The following is an 18,167-nucleotide window of genomic DNA, read 5'->3' as shown; positions in this document are numbered from 1 at the left end:
CCCGAAATAAATGCATCGCGCGAGGAGCAGGGTCAGTGGACGGGAAGGATTACTTCGACGGGGTCCTCGGCCCTTCTTAGGCTGCCCTGACGGGTACGCCTGCGGGGCCTTAACTACACTAGGGCACCCCCGGGCTGCCGCCCGGGGGGCTTGCCGTTGGCTCTTGGGCCACCCGGCCCGCGAACCCGGAGGGCAGCACTGGACGGGGGCTTGCCGTTAGCTCTTGGGCCACCCGGCCTGCGAACCCGGAGGGCAGCACTGGACGGGGAGCTTGCCGTTGACTCTTGGGCCACCCGGCCCGCGATCCCGGAGGGCAGCTACTTGGACGGGGGCTTGCCGTTCATTCTTGGGCCACCCGGCCCGCGAACCCGGAGGGCAGCACTGGTCGGGCTGGGCCCGGGGCGCTGTTAAGGCACCGCAGGCGTACCCGATAGGGGAGCCTAAGAAGGGCCGGTCCTTCCGCCAACAGAGTCCATTCCCTTCCGCCCACGCCACTCTTTCCACGGAGCACTTGTTGCGGGTGTCCAGAGGGCGGCCAGCCCTTGGGGTCCCCCTTGTAAGGGGGATTTAGGGGGATCTAAGTCGATTTAGGGGGATGCCCACCACACAAATAAACGCCGCCCCGCCCCCAAAGGGGCGAGACGACGCTCGCGATACCACCCTAATTTGCACTGCACGCACATCCTAAGGGTGTGGATTCAGTACAATCTCAGTCCGCAGGCAATAAACAACCTGGCGGGTCCGGGATAACGTCCGGCAGACGGCGGAGCCTACGCACGTATACACGCTTCAGCTTAGCTTCTAGGGGAGGATCTTCGGGTAAGGCGTGAACGATCGGCTCGCAGCAAGCACCGACTCTCTGGAGAACGTTACCTTATCTTACTTATCCCGTCATCGAATTTAGATTCAATGGATACAGATATGTTCTAGTTATAGACGTTTTCGCCCCAATTGTCAAGGCGGATTACAGCAGCAGGTCCCAGCTCAGCGGGGTTCCGGCGGGCAAATCGGTTCTGAGGCGTTTGCCGATAAGCAGATCATAATATTTGGGCGCAAGGCCGTAACCGGGGCGGATGACTTTGATGTTATCCGCAGTAAGCAGGTCTCCGGCCTTGATATCCTTGGAGGTATAGATGGACCGTCTGAATTGCAGAGATTTCTCTTCTTCGGGAGTCGGACCGATGGAGACGCCGCCGAGTGCTCTCCAGGCCGTATCTGTCTCCCGGACCAGGGAAGCGAATTCTGCCGGCTCCAGGGAGAATGCAGCATCCACCCCGCCTTCCGCACGATTGAGGGTGAAGTGCTTTTCAATCACTGTACTGCCCAGCGCCACGCTTGCTACTGCTGCCCCTACACCAAGGGTATGGTCGGACAGGCCCACCTGAGCACGAAAGACATCACGCAGATACGGAATGGTATTGAGGTTGGTATTCTCAGGCGAAGCCGGATAGCTGCTGGTGCATTTGAGCAGTATAAATTCCCGGCAGCCAGCCGCAGTTATGGTACGGACAGCCTGTTCAATATCGCCGAGCGAGGCCATCCCGGTGGAAATAATCATCGGCTTCCCTTTGGAGGCCACCTTCCGCAATAAGGGAATATCATTATTTTCAAAGGAAGCGATCTTGTAGCAATCAACGCCGAGCGTCTCCAGGAATTCGAGCGAGGACTCATCGAACGGGGTGCTGAACGGAATCATCCCGAGTGCCCTGCAGGAAGCAAAGATAGGCTCATGCCATTCCCAGGGCGTATATGCCTCAGCATACAGTTCATACAGCGATTTTCCCTTCCATAGTCCGTTCGATTCCCCAATCATGAAATCCTTATTCTGCAGATTAAGCGTCATGGTGTCCGGCGTATAGGTCTGGATTTTGAACGCATGTGCGCCAGCCCGGGCGGCGGCCTTAACGATTTCGAGCGCACGGTCCAGGGACTTATTATGATTACCGGACATCTCCGCGATGACAAAAGGCGGATGCCCGCTGCCGATGGTGCGGTTACCGATCCTGATTTCCTTCATGGCCTGTCGTTGCCTCCTCTGTCAGCCGCAGCCTGTGCTTCTCCCATTGCTCCCGGAACAGGGCCATCAAGACCACATCCACAGGCTGATGTTTTCTGATCCGTTGCCTGCCTAGCCTGCCTTCCTCTACGAAGCCTAGTTTGCGGTGATAGGACAAGCTCCGCTGATTGAAATCCAGGATTTGCGCGCATACCTTACTTAGCTGCTCTACCTGGAAAATATGCCCCAGCGCCAAGATTCCCATCATGGTACCGGAGCCGGGGGGACAGCTCTTGTCCCCTATATAAAAGCCCCATTCACAGGTCTTGTGGACCCTGTCGATCTGCGAGAACTGCACGAAGCCCACCGGTGTGTCCAGATAGTAACAGATTCGGACCACCCGGCTGGTATCCTCCGCTATGGCATGCATCCAGCTAAGATGTTCTTGAAGCGAAATGATCCCGTCATGATTCATATAGGGCCGGATGTGATCGGCATTGCGCCATTCCCATATTAGCCGTCTATGCTCCTGGCTCAGCTTCTCAAGCCTGTAGTCCCTTAGGTCTGCCATAGTCGCCTCCTATAATTCTGTCTATGACCTCATCCCATTTATCCTCGCCCATCAGGCGGAGTGCCTGCTCCGACATGGCCCGTACCGTCGCCGGGTCAGCCAGCATAGCCTTAATCCCCTGCTCAATTGCTTGGGCGGTCACCGCATTACTCTTCCCCAGGCTTAATGCAGCCCCCTGCGTATGGACCAAGGCTGTGATCTCCCGCTGATTATCCGCCGTAATAATGCACAGCGAAGGGAGGCCTAGGTAACAGCGTTCCCAGGTCGTACTTCCGCCTGCGCCTATCGAGAGGTCTGCCTTCTGCATCAAGTCAGCCATGTAATCAATCTGACAATGGAAGCTGGCCTGCGGCATCGAGTCGCATAAGGCTGCGATGTCATCCTTGCGGCGGTTCATTCCGCCTGCTACGACATCAAGCCGCAGGTTAGCGAAAGCGGGACTCTGCAGGGCCCGCAAGGTTTTGAAAGTCTCCCCTGTAGGATCGGTGCCGCCAAAAAACACCAGAACCCGGCTTATGGTTCCGTCCCGTTCAGCCAGCCCCAGCTTAGCCGCGCGGAATTCCGGCCGCAGCAGCGTATAGCAGGTGCCTGTCAATTTCGTGCAGTAAGCAGGAAGCAACCCCTGGTAGCGGTCCCAGGCAGCGGATGGATTGGGGTCCAGCAGCAGATCACACTCATGCGGGCGGTCCGCCAAATCGTCGATGGCCACGATCTTCTTCACTTTCCCCTGTACCCATGTCTCCCACCGCTTATCAATCCCGTAATGGTCGATAATGAGGCAATCCGCAGGAGCAGCCCCCTCCAGCCGCTGCACCGTCTCCATGGCATCGGTCCGCCAATCCACCTGAAGCCAGAATGCGGCGTACGACGGATCATCCGGCGGCGGCAGCAGCTCCACCGCATAGCCCTGGCCCCTGATATAGCCGGCCAGATTCCCCGGCAGCTCGCGGCAAATGAACGTGATCTGCCCGCCTCTGGCGGCAAGCCCGCCTGCAAGTGTCAGGCAGCGCATGATATGGCCCGTGCCCATAGAATACGAGGAATCGGCCCGAATCCATATATTCATTGGATTAGCTGCTGTGCTTACCATGCGGTCCAGCCTCCGTCGACAGAGATATTCTCACCTGTAACATAGCTTGAGGCGGCGGAAGCCAGAAATACCATCACTCCCTTCAAATCCTCAGGAGTGCCGATCCTGCCCAGCGGATTCTTCCTCTCCAGCTGCCGGATGAACTGGGGATCAGCTTGAACCGCTGCATTAGGAAAAGGCCCGGGCGATACCGTATTCGCTCTGATTCCGTGTTGCCCGAAGTGGCAGGCAATGTAACGGGTAAACTGGCCTATCGCCGCTTTACCAGCCCCGTAATTGGCGGGATTATCCATCCCGCTGTCTCCGTAGACCTCCGGGTTAGGCGAGACCAGCCCGTACATCGAGGAGACGTTAATGATGGAGCCTCTCTTTTGTTCAAGCATATAGGGCAGGACGGCCTTGACACATCTGAAGGTTCCATTGATCGTCCCGTCCAGACCGGCCAGCCACTGCTCTTCACTCATGACCGCCAGCTTGGCGGCTGAGCTGAATGCGGCATTATTCACCAGGATATCGATGCTTCCGGCCGCTTCGGCAATGCTCTGAATACATGCTCTGACTGATGCTTCCTGCCGGATATCCATTGTCTTGCCGAAGCAGGCTGCTCCGGTGGTGCGGGCGATCGCCTCAGCGGTCTCCTTGCAGCGCTGACCACTCGAGCTTACCAGATAGACTGCCGCGCCAGCCTCAGCCAGCCCCTCCGCTATAGCTGTGCCCAGATAACCAGCTCCTCCGGTCACAACTGCTGCCTTGCCTTGCAGATTAAATAATTCTTGAAGAGTTCGCATCCGGTTACTTCCACCTCCTGGGGTCAATGATCTCTACAGGAATATCCGTAAAGGATTCACCAAGCGTCTGTCTCACCGCCCGGCTTAGAGGGGGCAATGCCATCATCCGCAGGTTCTCCTGTACCTGCTCCACCGTCTCGCAACCAATCACCAGCCCGGATATCCCCGGAAGATCCCTCACATAGAGGAAGCACAGTTCTTTAACCGGTATCCCGGTTTCCTTGCTGTAACTGATTATTTGTAACAACGGCTGCTCCGCTTGCTTCAGCCCCGCCGGAAGCTGCTCCGGTGCCATCAGCAGCAGACCTTGCAGATAGACACTGCGGACGAAGATTTCGGTTCCCTTCCGGGCGAGCCGCTCCAGCATTCCATTCGCGAGCCATCTCTGGTCCAGGACATTCAGCGGAATTTGAATGCTGTCCAGCTCCTCCACGGTCATAAAATTCGCAATATCCTCCGCATCATACACAGATACACCGATTCTGCGGATCGTGTGCTGCCGCTTCAGTTCCTGCAGCACCCGCAGAATTTCGCCGCCCTGGTAAGTCATGTCGAGCGGATCATGCAAGAGACAGACATCCAGCACAGAACACTTCAGCCGGTTCAGGGAAGCATGCACGGAAGAGGTGACGAACCTCCTCCGCGCGTCCTCCGTGTGCAGCCCTAACCGCTGGACGGAAGGGAGCTTCGTCACAATCTGCGGCCGGCTCTGCGGATCTGCACCTTCCAGACAATCTCCGATGATAGACTCGCTGTCCCCGTATCCCGGTGCGGTATCCAAATAACCGATTCCCGAGGAGAGAGCATATTGGAGCAGCTCGTTCCTCTGTTGCACAGAGGGGTTCGCAGTTGCATTCGCAATCCCGTAATTTCCGCCCAACTGGGCTGTACCCAGCACAAGGCTCGCTTTATTTATCATCATTTGATGCCTCGCTAACGTTATAATTTCTTGGTCAGGGTGGTTGCCGCATTCAGCTCCTTGACCAGCTCCGTATCATCCCGCCATTTCACCTGAATGCCCCGGTTACGCTCAGCCACCTCAGGGTGTTCCTGAAGGAATGCCTTCAATTCTTCGAAGAATAGCGGTCTTGCACCCACATCCAGTGCCTGGTAGACCGCCTCGAACAGCTCCAGATCCTGAAGCTCATCCATGGTTAACCGCCACTCGGGATGCACCCACTCGGCAGGAAGGTCCACAGCATTGAGGCTGAAGAGATGCGGATTGTTGAAAAAGTAAAAGGACAGATACTCCGCATGCGTAAGCGGATTGGCATAGTGCAGCAGCCTTCTCAGCGCTTCAACGGTAAATATATCCCCTACCGTCCCCATAGTTGACTCCTTGGCGTAGGTGAAGTCTGCACCGCTTGCCAGATGCCGGTCTATTAGAAGCTTAAGCATCTCCGGGGAGATCGCCGGATTGTCGCCGGTCACACGGACCACGATATCCGCCTGGACCGCTTCTGCCACGCTCAGCATTCTTGCAGCCACATTGTCCGGGTCGCCGGTTACCACCTTCACCTGACGGTTCAGGGTGAACGCCGTAAGAGGCTGATCGTCCGGCAGATCCGAGGTGGCCAGCACCACCTCATAGCCGCCCGGCACAGCCAGACAATTCATCAGGCATCTCTCGATGGCTGGAATGCCATGAATCTCGCGCAGCGCCTTGCGGCGGAGCCGGGTGGATTTCAATCTGCAGATGACAGCAATGCAGATTTTGGGTGCTTTTACCTTCCCGGGCGTGATGGGTGTGTTCGCAGGAATTGCTGAGGTGGCAATCATAGGAAATTGTACGGAAGCATTGCGGGCCATGAAGGCATCCGGCATAGAGGAACGTTTATAGCATATGTTCTCGGGCGTGATCATTTCACCCGGGCGCAGCTCTCTGCGGGAGATGATCCTCAGAGAGGAATCCTCCAGATACCTTCTTTCCGATTCCTTAATTTCGAGACTGCCCTGTACACACTCTGCCCGGCGCAGCTTATCCACCATCCGCCCGAATTCCTCCGGCGTAAGCGCCGAATAATAGTCAATGCCTTTCTCCGCACGGTTCAGGGTAATATGCTTCTCAATGACACTGGCCCCCAGCAGATAGGCATAGACTGGAAGATCAATCGCCATTTCATGATCAGCATCCTCATGGTCCGCGAAGCCCACCTCCAGCTGATAGGTCTGCTTGAGATGGGCGATGCGGCTCAGGTTGGAATCCTCTGTCCGGGTCGGATAGCCCTGGAAGCCGTGCATGAGCACGATTGGACCTTTGAAATGGCTCCGGATGTAGGATAATTGCGTATCCATCTCTTCCTCCAGCCAGCCGCTTACGCCGATGAGTAAGGGCTTATTGAACCTGTGCAGGGCTAGAGTCAAGGGGAGCGACTGGAGTACGGTTGTGGGTAATTTCAAGCCGTCTACCTGCGATTCAAGCTCCGCGAGAAGCCGAGCGCCCCATTCATCATAGAGGTCTACCCAGACCTCCAGTCCCTCAGCCTTGGCAAGCTGGACAGCTTCCGCCCATTGCTGCTTGCCGATGAATAAATCAATATACGTCTGATAGTGGATGAAATCCGGCACCGCTAGGCAGTCGTAATGGAACCATTGAAATTTCACCCCGTCTGCGCCGCTGCCTGCGGCCGCGAGGATCAGCTCCCGCAGCCGGTGGGGGTCGCCCATATGGGCATTGGCAATTTCGGCAATCACCTTCACTTTGGCCACATTAATCCCCTCCCTTCTCTATTTTTATTTGGAGTAGTGGCGGATCACCTTCTTGACTGCGGCGACCACATCCAGCACATCTTCTGGTTCCATGCCTGCATACAGAGGAAGTGTAATGAATTCCTCGTAGCAGCTTTCAGCCACCGGACAGATTCCCTTACGGAACCCCAAGCTTTCGTAGTACGGATGTAGATAGGCGGGGATATAATGGACGTTGACACCGATGTTCTCCTTTTGCAGCGCCTGAAAGACCGTCTTGCGGGTGGCCTTCAGCCTTACAAGCTGAAGTCTGACAATGAACAGATGCCAGCTCGACTCCGCCTCAGGAAGCTGATGCGGCAGAATAAGCTCCTTGGTCGCGCTCAGCTCTTGCAGATACAAGGCGGCAAGCTGCTTACGCTTCTCGATGAAGCCCCCGATTCTGCGCAGCTGGGAGATGCCGAGTGAGGTCTGTATGTCTGTGATCCGGTAGTTGTACCCGAGGAATTGCATCTCATAATACCAGGGTCCGTGGTTCTCCCTTAACTTGCGCTCATCCCTGGTGATGCCGTGGGTGCGGAACTGCAGCAGCTTCTCATAATACACCGGGTTATTGGTCGTGATCATTCCGCCTTCTCCCGTTGTTATGTGCTTTACTGGATGGAAGCTGAACATGGTCATGTCCCCGATAGCCCCAATGCTTGTATTCTTATATCGCGCACCAAGCGCATGGGCGGCATCCTCAATCACGATCAGATTATGCTCCCGGGCAATCTCCAGGATCTCATCCAGCTGCGCCGGCTGGCCGGTGAAATGGACGGGAATAATCGCTTTCGTTCTGGCCGTAATTCTCTCCCTGATCCGCTGCGGATCAAGATTATACGTCCGCGGATCGATATCGGCGAATACCGGAACGCCCCCCTGATACAGCACACAGTTCGCAGTAGCGGCAAACGTCATGGGCGTCGTAATCACCTCATCCCCTTCGCCGATCCCGGCGGCATAACAGGCTCCGTGCAATGCCGCTGTTCCGCTGGAGAAGGCTACCGCATATTTTGCCCCTGTAAACACTGCGATCTCTGCTTCGAACTGCTCAATGGCCGGTCCGCTGGTCAAATAATCACTTTGCAGCACCTTGACCACGGACTCAATATCCTCATCATCGATCATCTGTCTCCCATACGGCAAGTAGTGGGCACGTACAGGCTTCCCGCCGTCAATGGCCAGTTTGCTTTTACTCATGATTGGTTCGGCTCCTTTCGGTGAAAGGTCTCAAGAATCCATTGCTCTGTCTGCCGGATGCCCTCTTGGATGGTAACCTTAGGTGTCCAGGACAATTGCTTCTCTGCCTTGTTGTAATTGCATAACAGCTTCTGGATCTCGCTCTGCGGGTGAATATGGGGAACGTGCTGGATCGGTGCCTGCCCGTCTGCAATCAGCTCAGCCAATTGATTAACTGTGATATCCTTCCCCGTGCCTGCATTGACAATTTCTCCATACAGCTTGTCGCTGTAGCCCGCTTCCACCACGAAATCCGCACAATCCCCCACATATAATAGATCCCGTGACTGGGTGCCGTCCCCGTAGATATTCAGCGGCTTGCCTTTTAGTTTGCTGTGGATGAAGATCGCCACGACGCCGCCTTCGCCGCCGGTTTTCTGATAGGGACCATACGTGTTAAACGGCCTTACGACCACCACCGGCAGATCATAGGCATAGAAATAGGATAGTACCATGTTCTCCGCAGCGATCTTGGCCCCGGCATAGGGAGAGGCTGGCTTAATAGGAGATTGCTCGTCAATTCCCTGTTCATCCGTCGCTCTGGCGTAGACCATGCAGGTACTCATGAAGACCATCTTCACCTGCTGCTTGCGGCATTCCTCGAGCAGATAGAAGGTCGCCAGCGTATCATTGTTGAACGTGGTCTCAGGATCATCTATGCTGTCTTGCACATTAATGCTTGCCGCCAGATGGTAGCACAGGTCGAAGGAATTCTCCCGGAAAAGCTCCTTCAAGGCTGCTCTGTCCTTGAGGTCCATGATCTGCACCTTCTGCAAATGCTCGTTATCCTCGTACTCTTTCAGATTATCCAGGGATGAATTCGCCAGATTATCGACGACCCATACCCTTTGTCCATCCTTCAACAAACGTCCGACCACCCATCTGCCGATGAAGCCGGTACCTCCGGTTACAAGTATATTCATAGTAGCCTCCACTAGATTAGATTTTGTTCCGATGCCAGCTTCTTGACCTGCTCCTTGGTCAGCGGGATCTCTCCTTCGGAGCTGTAGGTGCCCGGCTTCGGCCTGACTGCTTCCCGGTAGGACTGCGTTGCAGCATAGGGGGAAGGGACAATGTATACATCCTTTAATTCATAAGCGCTTAAGGATTCCTCATGAGTCATCAGTTCTTCGTATCTCTTCTCGCCGGGCTTCAGGCCGATCTCCAGGATCTTCACCGTAGTCGGCAGGGTCCCATATTTCTTCGGCGCCTCCTCGGCTACAACCTCAGCCAGATCCTTCAGCCTGATCACCGGCATCTTCAGAATAAAAGTCTCACCACCCTTCGCCAGCTGCAGGGACTGAACGGTCAGCCGGGTCGCCTGCTCCAGCGTCATCATGAACCTTGTCATGGACAGATCGGTTACAGTGATCGCCCTGCCTTCTCTCGCCTGCTTCACAAACAAGGGAATGACAGACCCTCTGGAGCCCATCACATTCCCGAACCGTACGGTGCAGAACACCGTTTGGCCGGAGCCGCCCGGGGTGACAGCAGAGGAAATCAGCTTCTCGGCAGACAGCTTCGTGGCTCCGTAGTTGTTGGTCGGTGAAATGGCTTTATCCGTGCTTGTAAAAACGACCTTGCGCACCTTCTGCTGCTTCGCTGCCTGAATCACGTTATGAGTGCCGATAATATTCGTAAGTACAGCCTCGAACGGGTTATATTCACAGAAGGATACATGCTTCATAGCAGCTGCATGGAACACATAATCTATCCCCTCCATCGCAGTCAGCACACGGTCATAATCCCGGACATCGCCGATCAGGTAGCTAAGTCTTGCGTTCCCTTGCAGCTCATCCTGCAGCTCGAACTGCTTATACTCGTCTCTGCTGAGAATCCGGATGATTTCTGGCCCCTGCTTCAGAAGGAGCTTCGCAATACTTTTCCCGATGGTGCCGGTACCACCGATGATCAGAATCCTTTTATTCCGGAAGAACATGCGCTCCACCTCCCGCTTCATCGATTCTCGCTTCCATGGATCAGGTGGTCCATGAGATCCGCAAGCGCTTTGCCGGAGTCAGGAATCTGATAGGATTGCTGCAAGAATTTCTCTTTTACAGTCTTGTAGTTTGATTTCTCTATATTGCTGGAATAATAGCGGGCGATGATGCGGGTTAAGTCTGACGGTTCTTTTTGAATATAGCGTTCAAGGGTATCATAGTAGTCATATTCACGGTTAGCCTGAATGAATTTATAGACAAATACAGGCTTGCCGAATAAAAGGCCTTCGAGGGCAACCGTGGAGAGGGTGGCGACCACAGCATCTGATTTCATAATCAGCTCACGGGTATCTGCCTTGCGGTCGGTAACCACATGAACATTGCTATATTCTTCTTCGTACTCGGTATACAGCGAAATCAGCTTCTTGGACAGCTCCCAGGGATGGGGCTTGATGATCAGCTGAAACTGCGGATGTGAGGCCAATTGGGTGAGCAGGGTACGGATCTTGTATTCATCCAGCGTCGGTCCGGTAGCGATTAGTAAGGTGATTTTATGAGGATCAAGCTGGTAGGTTTCTCTAAAAGAGTCTGTAGACGTAACCTTTGAAGTAAAGATATCATCGTAACGGGCATGACCGGTAATCACGATCCGCCCGGCTTCAAGCCCTCTGCGCACGTACCAATCATGTTCATATTGCCCGTAGATTGCGATATGGCTGGAGAATACAGGAATGAATGCTTCCTCTCCCATCAGAATTCCGTGCTGCAGACATACGCTGGGAATCCCCTTCATCCCTGCAACGACGGCAAGCGCCCGGCTGGCTATATCTTCTGTCGTACCTACCATTACAGCGGCTACCGGCAGATCATTGTAGAGATTAAATACCATTTCAATCGTATCTACAATGGAAGGAATCCGGCTTAGGAAGGTCTGGACAAAAAAATCATTGCTGAACGCAGGATGTCCTTCGTCCTTCGCAAAAAGGTCAGCAGCGCGCCGGACCAGCTCTTCCGCAGCAGCTTTGGTATCCTGCTTGTAGCCCAGGCTGTATACATTGGGGATGCCAAATAGCTCATCCGCTCTGGAGCGGGATAGAATCATGGCCGAATCTCCGCTGAAATGCTCGCTAATGGTTTTCTCCGACATTCTGATATAGTCCAGATTAATCAGTATTTTGCCCTTCAGATTGGACTTCACAGGCTGATAGAGCGGCGCAACCCTATTTTCAAAAAAAGGCTGAATCTGGTACTGCTCATGAATACCGGAATGCTCCAGCTTCAGCTTGAACCCGCTGCTCCCCATCTCGCTTCTAAGCTCATCGTTGATTTGTTGATAGAAGTTCGTCATCAGGGCCAGAGGGATATTCCTGTACTTCAGCTCCTGCGCAGTATGGATAAATTCACTATAGAGCGACCAGTAATTAGACAGATAGATGGACAATCCGTTTTCCCTCCTCGTGGTACCTTTCTATACAGAGGCCTTATTTCTTGTGCTGCTGGATTAATTTCAGCTCTTCTCTCAGCTCCTTGCAGGTTCGCTGCGGGGGAAGCATCTGAATGAACTGGCTCTTCTCTTGATGCTGTAACTGATAGTGAATGGACAGCTCAGTGATATAGTTATCATCCAGAACCTCATCTACAGGGTGGAAGTCCCAGAACTGGTTCAACCGCCAGAAGAACCGGCCGTCACCTATTCGATAGAACTCCGGATTCTCATCCCAGTAAGACCCGAACTTGTCATGAATGACCGGAAGAATGGAGCTTCTGTGCAGGATGGAGCAATGATCGATGACGCAAGGGGCCACCGAAACGATTTTTTTGGCCGGTCTTAGCTGGCTGCGGGTCACTTCATCCTGTTCGTTCAAGTAGTTGACCAGCGATGCAGAGTAGGCAATCATGACTTCGGGATTCTCCTCCAGATAGTCCACCATCTGCTCAAGTCTAGTATTTCTGTAACGGTTATCATCGGTAGCATAGGAAATATACTCCCCCTGTGCTTGAGCAAGGGCTTGATTGATCAGCGCGGAATATCTGACCTTCTCCACTCTCTGCTGCAGGGTTTCTGTATCGCTTCTGAAGAATTTAATTCTCTTATCCTTGAGATAGGGCTCAATCACTTTCAGAGTTTCTTCATTCGAGTTATCATCCATCAAGTAGAATTCAAAGTCTGAAAGCGTCTGATTCAGAATGGATTCAATGGACTTTGCGACATATGCGGCCTTATTGTAGCTGGTCATAATGATCGTAACTTTTGGCAATCGAATACCTCCCCTGCTGTTTACTTGCTATCATATGTATCCTTCTTCGAAACGTTATAGGTTAGAAGACTAAATTTTCAAATGTAGGACAGAATGCTTCCCTTAATCTATGGGCAAACCTGAATAAACGCCTGACAGTATAGCTGTGAGGCGTCAATCAGGTCCGGTAAATCCGTCTATCAAGCTTGCACGTTCATCAACAAAGCATGCAGCCGGTGCTCAAAGGTATGGGCTGCCAGCACCCGCTGCCTCGCTGCTTCAGCGATCCGCATACGCTCATCGTCATGCGCCATGTAGTAATGGATCTTCTGCAGCAAATCATGCTTATCCTGATAAGAAACCACCTGTGTGCCCTCGTCAAACTGATGGCGGAGCCCGCTTTTATAATCGGTAAGCTGGAACGCTTCACTGCTGGCTGCGTCAAAGGTGCGGTTGTTGATGCTTGTGGCGATAATCCCTGCCCGGTTCCGGTTGTACTTCTCAGCGGAAGGGCGGTGGATATTCAGCACAATCTTCGCCCCGTTGTAAAACTTAGCAGCCGTCTCCGGCGGGACCCAGGCATTCACCAGCTCCACATTGCGCTTAGCATTGTGCTTCCATTCATGATAATACCGGCCCCACCCCCGCCCCACTATCTGGATGCGATAAGCTGTGCCTGCAAGTAAGGTTTCTATAAGCTCAATCCGGTTACTGTAAGGCACGCCTACTAAACAAATATCACTTCTATACTCCTCGGATACGGCTGCGGGGTGAAACAGATCAGGATCTGTGCCCAGCGGCAGATGATAGACCCGGGGGTGCCCTAAGGCCAGATAATGCTCCACTGCAGCCTGGTCAATGGTGAAAATATAATCGAAATAAGCAATCAGCGGAGCCGTCCAATCCATGTAATAGGGGTCCTCTGTCATCCACACCGCCGACTTCACCCCGGATTGTCTGATGCATTCCAGCACAGACTCCGGAACCTTCAGACCGGCCATAAGCAGAATCAGCTCCGGCTGCCAAAAAAGCTGGTTAAGCTTTAATTCATCCAAAGCACTGCCAGGCTGCAAAGCTCTGCAATGATGCCCCGCTTTCTGTAAAGCCCCTGCGATGCGCTGTTCGAAGAAAGAATACACGCCCTGGAAGCCTGAAGTTATAAATAGAATATTCATAGCTACCACCACCATAAGTTCCGATATTTTTCCAGTCCATAGGATGTTGTCTCTAACATAATATTCACTCAAAACATAGGATGGAACTATGCCATAATACGGAGGTGAAAAAATGCCGCATACCCTAGTAGAGTTTGCCCGGAGTGTCAGCACCAATCTATCCTTTGGACCTCCGCTTCCAATCGACGGAACACCGCACCTGATCTTAGAATTCGGTATGCCCGTTCCTCCTGCTCCAAGCAACTTCGTTGAGCTTGCTACAACTGTTGGCTGGGAGGCTACTAACGTCTTTGCCACACCGCCCGTTCAGCCCACCCTCCTGCTTGAAGTGCTTGTGAATGGAATTCTCGTAGGTAGTGCAGAACAATCCGCTATCCCGGCGGATGGAGAGCCGATTCGAATGACAACCATGTTTCAGACCATTCTTACCGATCTTCCTGAAGGTTATTATGCATTTCAGGTCTTTGCCTCCAATATGGAAGATCTTCAAGGTGAAATTAACCTAAGGGGCCCGATCCACATTACAGGCAAAGTGATCGTACCCGATTAGATTGCACACAAAAAAACTCCTTAACAGAGGTCTTGATTGACCTACTGGTAAGGAGTTTTGTGCATTAAGGGTACAAGCTAACCGTCATCTTAGGCTCAGAGCGCGTTCTCGCTAACCTCACGGCTCTCCAGCGCATTCCAGTCATCCTGGGATAGCAGCTCCAGCTGGGCTTCCAGCAGCGTCCGGAACCGGGTACGATAGATTGAAGCCTGCTTACGCAGTTCCTCTGTCTCAATCGCCACCTTACGGGATTTGGACAACGCTTCGTTAATAATCCGGTCTGCGTTCTTCTCCGCTTCCTTGAGGATCAGCTGGGATTCCTTCTTGGAGTTATTCTTGACATCATCTGCAGCCTCCTGGGCTACAAGAATCGTCTTGGACAGACTCTCTTCAATATTGACGAAATGATCCAGGCGTTCCTGAAGAGTTAACAGCTGGTTGTGCAGTTCCTTATTCTCCCGGATCACGCTCTCGTAATCCTTAATCACCTGATCCAGAAATTCATTGACCTCATCTTCGTCATAACCGCGGATTCTCCGGGAGAATTCCTTGTTATGTATGTCGAGCGGTGTTAATGGCATGCTGTGCACCTCCTAGAAATTTCGGTGAAGATTATAGATGAAAGACAATTACCGGCGCACGGCCTGCTAAATGTCCATATTTCCCTGAGATTATCAATTTCGACAAGCACAGCTGTAATCCTGCAAAGACTTCAGACAAATTTGCCTACCAAAATCCGGTAACGGCCCTTCTTCGTCAAGCTGCCGATCTCCAGCACCTTGAACCGTCCGAAGCCCTGGATCGAGACCATGTCCCCGTCCTTCAATGAACAGGATGGATCTTCCTCGACCTTCCAGTTCACCCGGACGCGCCCGGCCTTGATCGGGGCCAGAATCTTGCTCCGGCTCAGCCGCGTGACATCCGCTGCAATCCCGTCAAGCCGCAGGGATGCCACTGTGAACTCCATTGTCTCCAGCTTCGCTTCACTGCTGCGCAGGCCGGATAACGGCAGGATCTCGGTACTGACGTTAATCCGGTGTACACCGGTCAAATGCATGGACAGATAATCCGCGATATCAGCAGCCACCACTACGTGACAGCCGTCTTCCAGCACATGAATATCACCGATCTTGCCTCTTTTGATGCCAAGTCCCAGGATTGCCCCCATATAATCTCCATGCTCCAGCGAGAGAAATTTCTGTTCGCCTGAGGTGATATTCAGCACGCTTAATTCCATATCCTCATCTGTGAGGTCTCGATAATCCGGAGCCACCAGCCCCCGCTTCCGCTCGGCATCCGAAGAACCGCCCTCCCAGCGCACAATCACATCAGGATGGCGGTTCACCAGACTCTGCAGAATATAGGCCTGACGGGGGTCCAGGAATTCGGTCAGCTTCGTCTCATGATACTCCCCCGCATTCGTAACCCACTCCCAGGCCTTGTCCACAAACGGCCGTTCATCCGGGTGGAAATGCCCGTAGATTTCATTCTTCATCGGACTCAGCCGAAGACCGAGGCTACGATAGACTGAAGCCCGACTGCGGCAAAGCGCAGCATGATAATCGCGACAATCGGGGAAATATCCAGCGTTCCAAACAGCGGAGGGATAATCCTCCGGAACGGTGCCAGATACGGCTCCACCAGCTTACCCAGCAGCTCGCCGATAAAGTTCTCACGCAGATTCGGCAGCCAGGACATCAGAATGTATACGAGAATCATGTAATAGTAAATCTGGAATAGGATGTAGATAATTGATGATACTTCGTTCAAAACCTGCTCACCTCATTCTGTTGTAATCTTGCTCGTCACCCAGGATCTCGGTAATGGAGCCTTGGATCTCCACGGTGTCCGGTGTGCACATAAATATATTGCCCCCAATTTTGGATATTCCTCCACCCAGAGCATAAACAGTTCCGCTGAGAAAATCGATAATCCGCATCGCCTGGTCATTGCGCACCCGCTGCAGGTTAATTACTACCGTGCGGTGTGAACGCAGATGGTCGGCAATCTCCTGCGCCTCGTCATACGAGCGCGGCTCGTAGAGCACAACCTTCACATTTTTTTGGGAATGAATGCTGACGACGTTGGCCCTCTGATTCTTGCGTGTTTCTACAGGGGCGGGTTCGTATTCATCCTCATCGCGGGAGATTTGCTCCCGTTCCACAATCTCCTCTTCCTCCTGCAAGCCCAAGAAACTCATAAACCGGTTCATCACGCCCATCATTCTCCCTCCTCATGACCTACTAATACCGTTCCCAGGCGCACCCGGGTGGCTCCTTCCTGTATCGCCACTTCAAAGTCATTCGACATGCCCATCGACAGCTCATGTATAGGCTCAGGTGTCAAGCCCAGCAGATTCAGGCGGTCGCGCAACTCGCGGAGTCCGCGGAATACCGGCCGGGTCGCCTCGGGGTCTTCCTCGTGAGGGGCCATCGTCATCAGGCCGATGACCTTCACCCGGTCAAGCGGGGCGATCTCCCGCAGGAAGTCCTCCACCGCTTCCGGCGCCAGGCCGAACTTGGTATCCTCGCCCGAAATATTCACCTGCAGGAACACCTTCACAGCAAGTCCCGCAGCTTCCGCCTTCTTATGCAGCTCCCTGGCCAGCGACAGCCGGTCCAGAGAGTGAATATATTGAAATTTACCGATAACATCCTTCACCTTATTCGTCTGCAAATGCCCGATAAAGTGCCATATTCCCTTATGTCCAAGCGCATTCCATTTCGGCTCCGCATCCTGCCAGCGGCTCTCGGCGATCTCCTCAAGCCCTGCCTCCAGCACAGCGGCAACCGTATTCAGCGATACGTATTTCGTTACCGCAATCAGCTTGACTTCACTGGTATCCCGGCCGCTGGCCGCGCAGGCCCGTGCGACACGTTCCCGGGTAGTGGCTATTCTTTCTTGTAGCGAGGCCAAAATGTCAACTCTCCTTTATTCCGATCCAGCTCGTCATTCTCCCAGTGACCCCGTTTTCCTTCCGGTAGGAGAAGAACAGATCACTGTTACAGCTTGTACACCAAGTTGTACATTCGATATGAGTCGGCAATATTCCTGCTTTTATCATAATGCGTTGATTCAATTCTTTCAAGTTCAGCATCATTTTGCTGCTGTCCGTCTCCGATGGTCTATATACAGCCCGCGCGCCTTCTGCCGCAGCCGGCAGGTTCAGCCCGGCCTCCAGGCGGCGGACAGGGTCCATTACATAATCATCCACCTCATAGCAGCAGTCTCCGATAGAAGGCCCTATAGCAGCCTGTATGTCCTCTGGACGGCTCCCGTACGTCTGTCCCATGCGCTCCACCATCGCCGCCGCGATTTCCGCCACGGTCCCCTTCCAGCCTGCATGCGCCAGTCCCACCACATGGTTCAGCGGATCATGGAAGAACAGCGGCACACAATCAGCGTAAAAAGAAGTCAGCAGCACCCCGGGCACATTCGTCAGCAGCCCGTCAGTGGCTTGAAAGGCAGATGCCCGGTCCAGGCTACCCCGGCCGCGTTCCTGTTCTGTAATGACTGCGATCTCTTTGCCATGGGTCTGCTCCCCGCAGGTCCAGTCAGCCAGCCGGAATCCCAGACTCGCAGCCAGCAGGCTGCGGTTAGCCAGCACATCCGCCGGATCATCGCCTACATGAAAGGCACAATTGAAGCTGTCATACGGTTCTTTGCCGCTGCCGCCTGCTCTGCCGGTGAAGCCTGCAGTAATGCTCCTATACGGCTTACGCCACGGCTCCAGATGCAGCAGCATGGGCGCTGCGCCATTTTGCATAAACGGTTCCATCTCTTCACCTCCGCTTAAGTGTAACACAAAGTATTCCCCACAAACTCTACTCCACAAAGTGAAGTAATGCTTC

General features: G+C 53.5%; 20 protein-coding genes. 2 read left to right on the top strand and 18 right to left on the bottom strand.

Annotated features, from left to right (window positions below; genetic code table 11):
- Positions 1 to 156 precede the first annotated feature (156 nt).
- Entirely contained in the window at positions 157 to 411 is a 255-nt protein-coding gene (locus MKX42_RS09805) for a hypothetical protein (protein WP_340752326.1), read from the top strand.
- Positions 412 to 964: 553 nt separating this feature from the next.
- Here MKX42_RS09805 and pseI read toward each other — a convergent pair.
- The 12 genes from pseI to MKX42_RS09745 form a co-directional block, all read right to left on the bottom strand.
- Positions 965 to 2,017 (bottom strand): pseudaminic acid synthase, encoded by a 1,053-nt coding sequence (gene pseI, locus MKX42_RS09800; RefSeq protein WP_340752325.1) that lies wholly within the window; start codon positions 2,015 to 2,017, stop codon positions 965 to 967.
- Positions 1,995 to 2,567 (bottom strand): UDP-4-amino-4,6-dideoxy-N-acetyl-beta-L-altrosamine N-acetyltransferase, encoded by a 573-nt coding sequence (gene pseH / locus MKX42_RS09795; RefSeq protein WP_340752324.1) that lies wholly within the window; start codon positions 2,565 to 2,567, stop codon positions 1,995 to 1,997. The genes pseI and pseH overlap by 23 nt, the downstream gene beginning before the upstream one ends.
- Entirely contained in the window at positions 2,539 to 3,633 is a 1,095-nt protein-coding gene (gene pseG, locus MKX42_RS09790) for a UDP-2,4-diacetamido-2,4,6-trideoxy-beta-L-altropyranose hydrolase (RefSeq protein ID WP_340752323.1), read from the bottom strand. Before pseG ends, pseH begins: the two co-directional genes overlap by 29 nt.
- A 17-nt stretch (positions 3,634 to 3,650) precedes the next feature.
- Positions 3,651 to 4,445 carry an SDR family oxidoreductase gene (locus MKX42_RS09785; protein ID WP_340752322.1) on the bottom strand — a complete coding sequence of 265 codons (795 nt, stop codon included), beginning with the start codon at positions 4,443 to 4,445 and terminating at the stop codon, positions 3,651 to 3,653.
- Between the two features lie 4 nt (positions 4,446 to 4,449).
- Complete coding sequence (locus tag MKX42_RS09780; RefSeq protein ID WP_340752321.1) at positions 4,450 to 5,367, bottom strand: aldo/keto reductase; 918 nt, start codon at positions 5,365 to 5,367, stop codon at positions 4,450 to 4,452.
- A gap of 17 nt (positions 5,368 to 5,384) precedes the next feature.
- Positions 5,385 to 7,154 (bottom strand): N-acetylneuraminate synthase family protein, encoded by a 1,770-nt coding sequence (locus MKX42_RS09775; protein WP_340752320.1) that lies wholly within the window; start codon positions 7,152 to 7,154, stop codon positions 5,385 to 5,387.
- A gap of 24 nt (positions 7,155 to 7,178) precedes the next feature.
- Positions 7,179 to 8,375, bottom strand: coding sequence for a UDP-4-amino-4,6-dideoxy-N-acetyl-beta-L-altrosamine transaminase (pseC, locus tag MKX42_RS09770; RefSeq protein WP_340752319.1), 1,197 nt, complete (start codon positions 8,373 to 8,375; stop codon positions 7,179 to 7,181).
- Positions 8,372 to 9,337 (bottom strand): dTDP-glucose 4,6-dehydratase, encoded by a 966-nt coding sequence (locus MKX42_RS09765; protein ID WP_340752318.1) that lies wholly within the window; start codon positions 9,335 to 9,337, stop codon positions 8,372 to 8,374. The genes pseC and MKX42_RS09765 overlap by 4 nt, the downstream gene beginning before the upstream one ends.
- Before the next feature lie 11 nt (positions 9,338 to 9,348).
- Entirely contained in the window at positions 9,349 to 10,353 is a 1,005-nt protein-coding gene (locus MKX42_RS09760) for an SDR family NAD(P)-dependent oxidoreductase (RefSeq protein ID WP_340752317.1), read from the bottom strand.
- A 17-nt stretch (positions 10,354 to 10,370) separates the two neighbouring features.
- Positions 10,371 to 11,795 (bottom strand): capsular polysaccharide export protein, LipB/KpsS family, encoded by a 1,425-nt coding sequence (locus tag MKX42_RS09755; protein WP_340752316.1) that lies wholly within the window; start codon positions 11,793 to 11,795, stop codon positions 10,371 to 10,373.
- A 40-nt stretch (positions 11,796 to 11,835) separates the two neighbouring features.
- A complete protein-coding gene (locus MKX42_RS09750; protein ID WP_340752315.1) occupies positions 11,836 to 12,612 on the bottom strand; it encodes a glycosyltransferase family 2 protein in 777 nt (258 codons plus the stop codon).
- 179 nt (positions 12,613 to 12,791) lie between these two features.
- A complete protein-coding gene (locus tag MKX42_RS09745) occupies positions 12,792 to 13,766 on the bottom strand; it encodes a CgeB family protein (RefSeq protein ID WP_340752314.1) in 975 nt (324 codons plus the stop codon).
- A gap of 112 nt (positions 13,767 to 13,878) precedes the next feature.
- Between MKX42_RS09745 and MKX42_RS09740 the strand changes: the two genes are divergently transcribed.
- Entirely contained in the window at positions 13,879 to 14,316 is a 438-nt protein-coding gene (locus MKX42_RS09740) for a hypothetical protein (protein ID WP_340752312.1), read from the top strand.
- Between the two features lie 95 nt (positions 14,317 to 14,411).
- Here the strand turns inward: MKX42_RS09740 and MKX42_RS09735 are convergent, their stop codons facing one another.
- From MKX42_RS09735 to pgeF, 6 genes are all read right to left on the bottom strand, one after another.
- A complete protein-coding gene (locus MKX42_RS09735) occupies positions 14,412 to 14,897 on the bottom strand; it encodes a DivIVA domain-containing protein (RefSeq protein WP_036690176.1) in 486 nt (161 codons plus the stop codon).
- Between the two features lie 131 nt (positions 14,898 to 15,028).
- Positions 15,029 to 15,811: a YlmH family RNA-binding protein gene (locus tag MKX42_RS09730; RefSeq protein ID WP_340752311.1), complete on the bottom strand. Its 783-nt coding sequence runs from the start codon at positions 15,809 to 15,811 to the stop codon at positions 15,029 to 15,031.
- A gap of 5 nt (positions 15,812 to 15,816) precedes the next feature.
- Positions 15,817 to 16,086, bottom strand: a complete 270-nt coding sequence (locus MKX42_RS09725; RefSeq protein WP_340752310.1) for a YggT family protein — start codon at positions 16,084 to 16,086, stop codon at positions 15,817 to 15,819.
- Positions 16,087 to 16,093: 7 nt separating this feature from the next.
- Positions 16,094 to 16,537 carry a cell division protein SepF gene (locus MKX42_RS09720; RefSeq protein WP_036690181.1) on the bottom strand — a complete coding sequence of 148 codons (444 nt, stop codon included), beginning with the start codon at positions 16,535 to 16,537 and terminating at the stop codon, positions 16,094 to 16,096.
- Positions 16,537 to 17,232: a YggS family pyridoxal phosphate-dependent enzyme gene (locus tag MKX42_RS09715; RefSeq protein WP_340752309.1), complete on the bottom strand. Its 696-nt coding sequence runs from the start codon at positions 17,230 to 17,232 to the stop codon at positions 16,537 to 16,539. Before MKX42_RS09715 ends, MKX42_RS09720 begins: the two co-directional genes overlap by 1 nt.
- A gap of 4 nt (positions 17,233 to 17,236) precedes the next feature.
- Complete coding sequence (gene pgeF / locus MKX42_RS09710; RefSeq protein WP_340752308.1) at positions 17,237 to 18,094, bottom strand: peptidoglycan editing factor PgeF; 858 nt, start codon at positions 18,092 to 18,094, stop codon at positions 17,237 to 17,239.
- Positions 18,095 to 18,167 lie beyond the last annotated feature (73 nt).

This window comes from Paenibacillus sp. FSL R7-0204, assembly GCF_038002225.1.
Taxonomy (GTDB): Bacteria; Bacillota; Bacilli; order Paenibacillales; family Paenibacillaceae; genus Paenibacillus_AQ.
Note: the sequence above shows the minus strand (reverse complement) of the source record. Positions and strands in the feature narration are given on the sequence as shown.

What these genes read in the sequence shown, in the direction of transcription:
- pseI (WP_340752325.1), bottom strand. Translation starts at nt 2,017, where the DNA reads ATGAAGGAAATCAGGATCGGTAACCGCACCATCGGCAGCGGGCATCCG.
- pseH (WP_340752324.1), bottom strand. Translation starts at nt 2,567, where the DNA reads ATGGCAGACCTAAGGGACTACAGGCTTGAGAAGCTGAGCCAGGAGCAT.
- pseG (WP_340752323.1), bottom strand. Translation starts at nt 3,633, where the DNA reads ATGAATATATGGATTCGGGCCGATTCCTCGTATTCTATGGGCACGGGC.
- MKX42_RS09785 (WP_340752322.1), bottom strand. Translation starts at nt 4,445, where the DNA reads ATGCGAACTCTTCAAGAATTATTTAATCTGCAAGGCAAGGCAGCAGTT.
- MKX42_RS09780 (WP_340752321.1), bottom strand. Translation starts at nt 5,367, where the DNA reads ATGATGATAAATAAAGCGAGCCTTGTGCTGGGTACAGCCCAGTTGGGC.
- pseC (WP_340752319.1), bottom strand. Translation starts at nt 8,375, where the DNA reads ATGAGTAAAAGCAAACTGGCCATTGACGGCGGGAAGCCTGTACGTGCC.
- MKX42_RS09765 (WP_340752318.1), bottom strand. Translation starts at nt 9,337, where the DNA reads ATGAATATACTTGTAACCGGAGGTACCGGCTTCATCGGCAGATGGGTG.
- MKX42_RS09760 (WP_340752317.1), bottom strand. Translation starts at nt 10,353, where the DNA reads ATGTTCTTCCGGAATAAAAGGATTCTGATCATCGGTGGTACCGGCACC.
- MKX42_RS09745 (WP_340752314.1), bottom strand. Translation starts at nt 13,766, where the DNA reads ATGAATATTCTATTTATAACTTCAGGCTTCCAGGGCGTGTATTCTTTC.
- MKX42_RS09740 (WP_340752312.1), top strand. Translation starts at nt 13,879, where the DNA reads ATGCCGCATACCCTAGTAGAGTTTGCCCGGAGTGTCAGCACCAATCTA.
- MKX42_RS09735 (WP_036690176.1), bottom strand. Translation starts at nt 14,897, where the DNA reads ATGCCATTAACACCGCTCGACATACATAACAAGGAATTCTCCCGGAGA.
- MKX42_RS09730 (WP_340752311.1), bottom strand. Translation starts at nt 15,811, where the DNA reads ATGAAGAATGAAATCTACGGGCATTTCCACCCGGATGAACGGCCGTTT.
- MKX42_RS09720 (WP_036690181.1), bottom strand. Translation starts at nt 16,537, where the DNA reads ATGGGCGTGATGAACCGGTTTATGAGTTTCTTGGGCTTGCAGGAGGAA.
- pgeF (WP_340752308.1), bottom strand. Translation starts at nt 18,094, where the DNA reads ATGGAACCGTTTATGCAAAATGGCGCAGCGCCCATGCTGCTGCATCTG.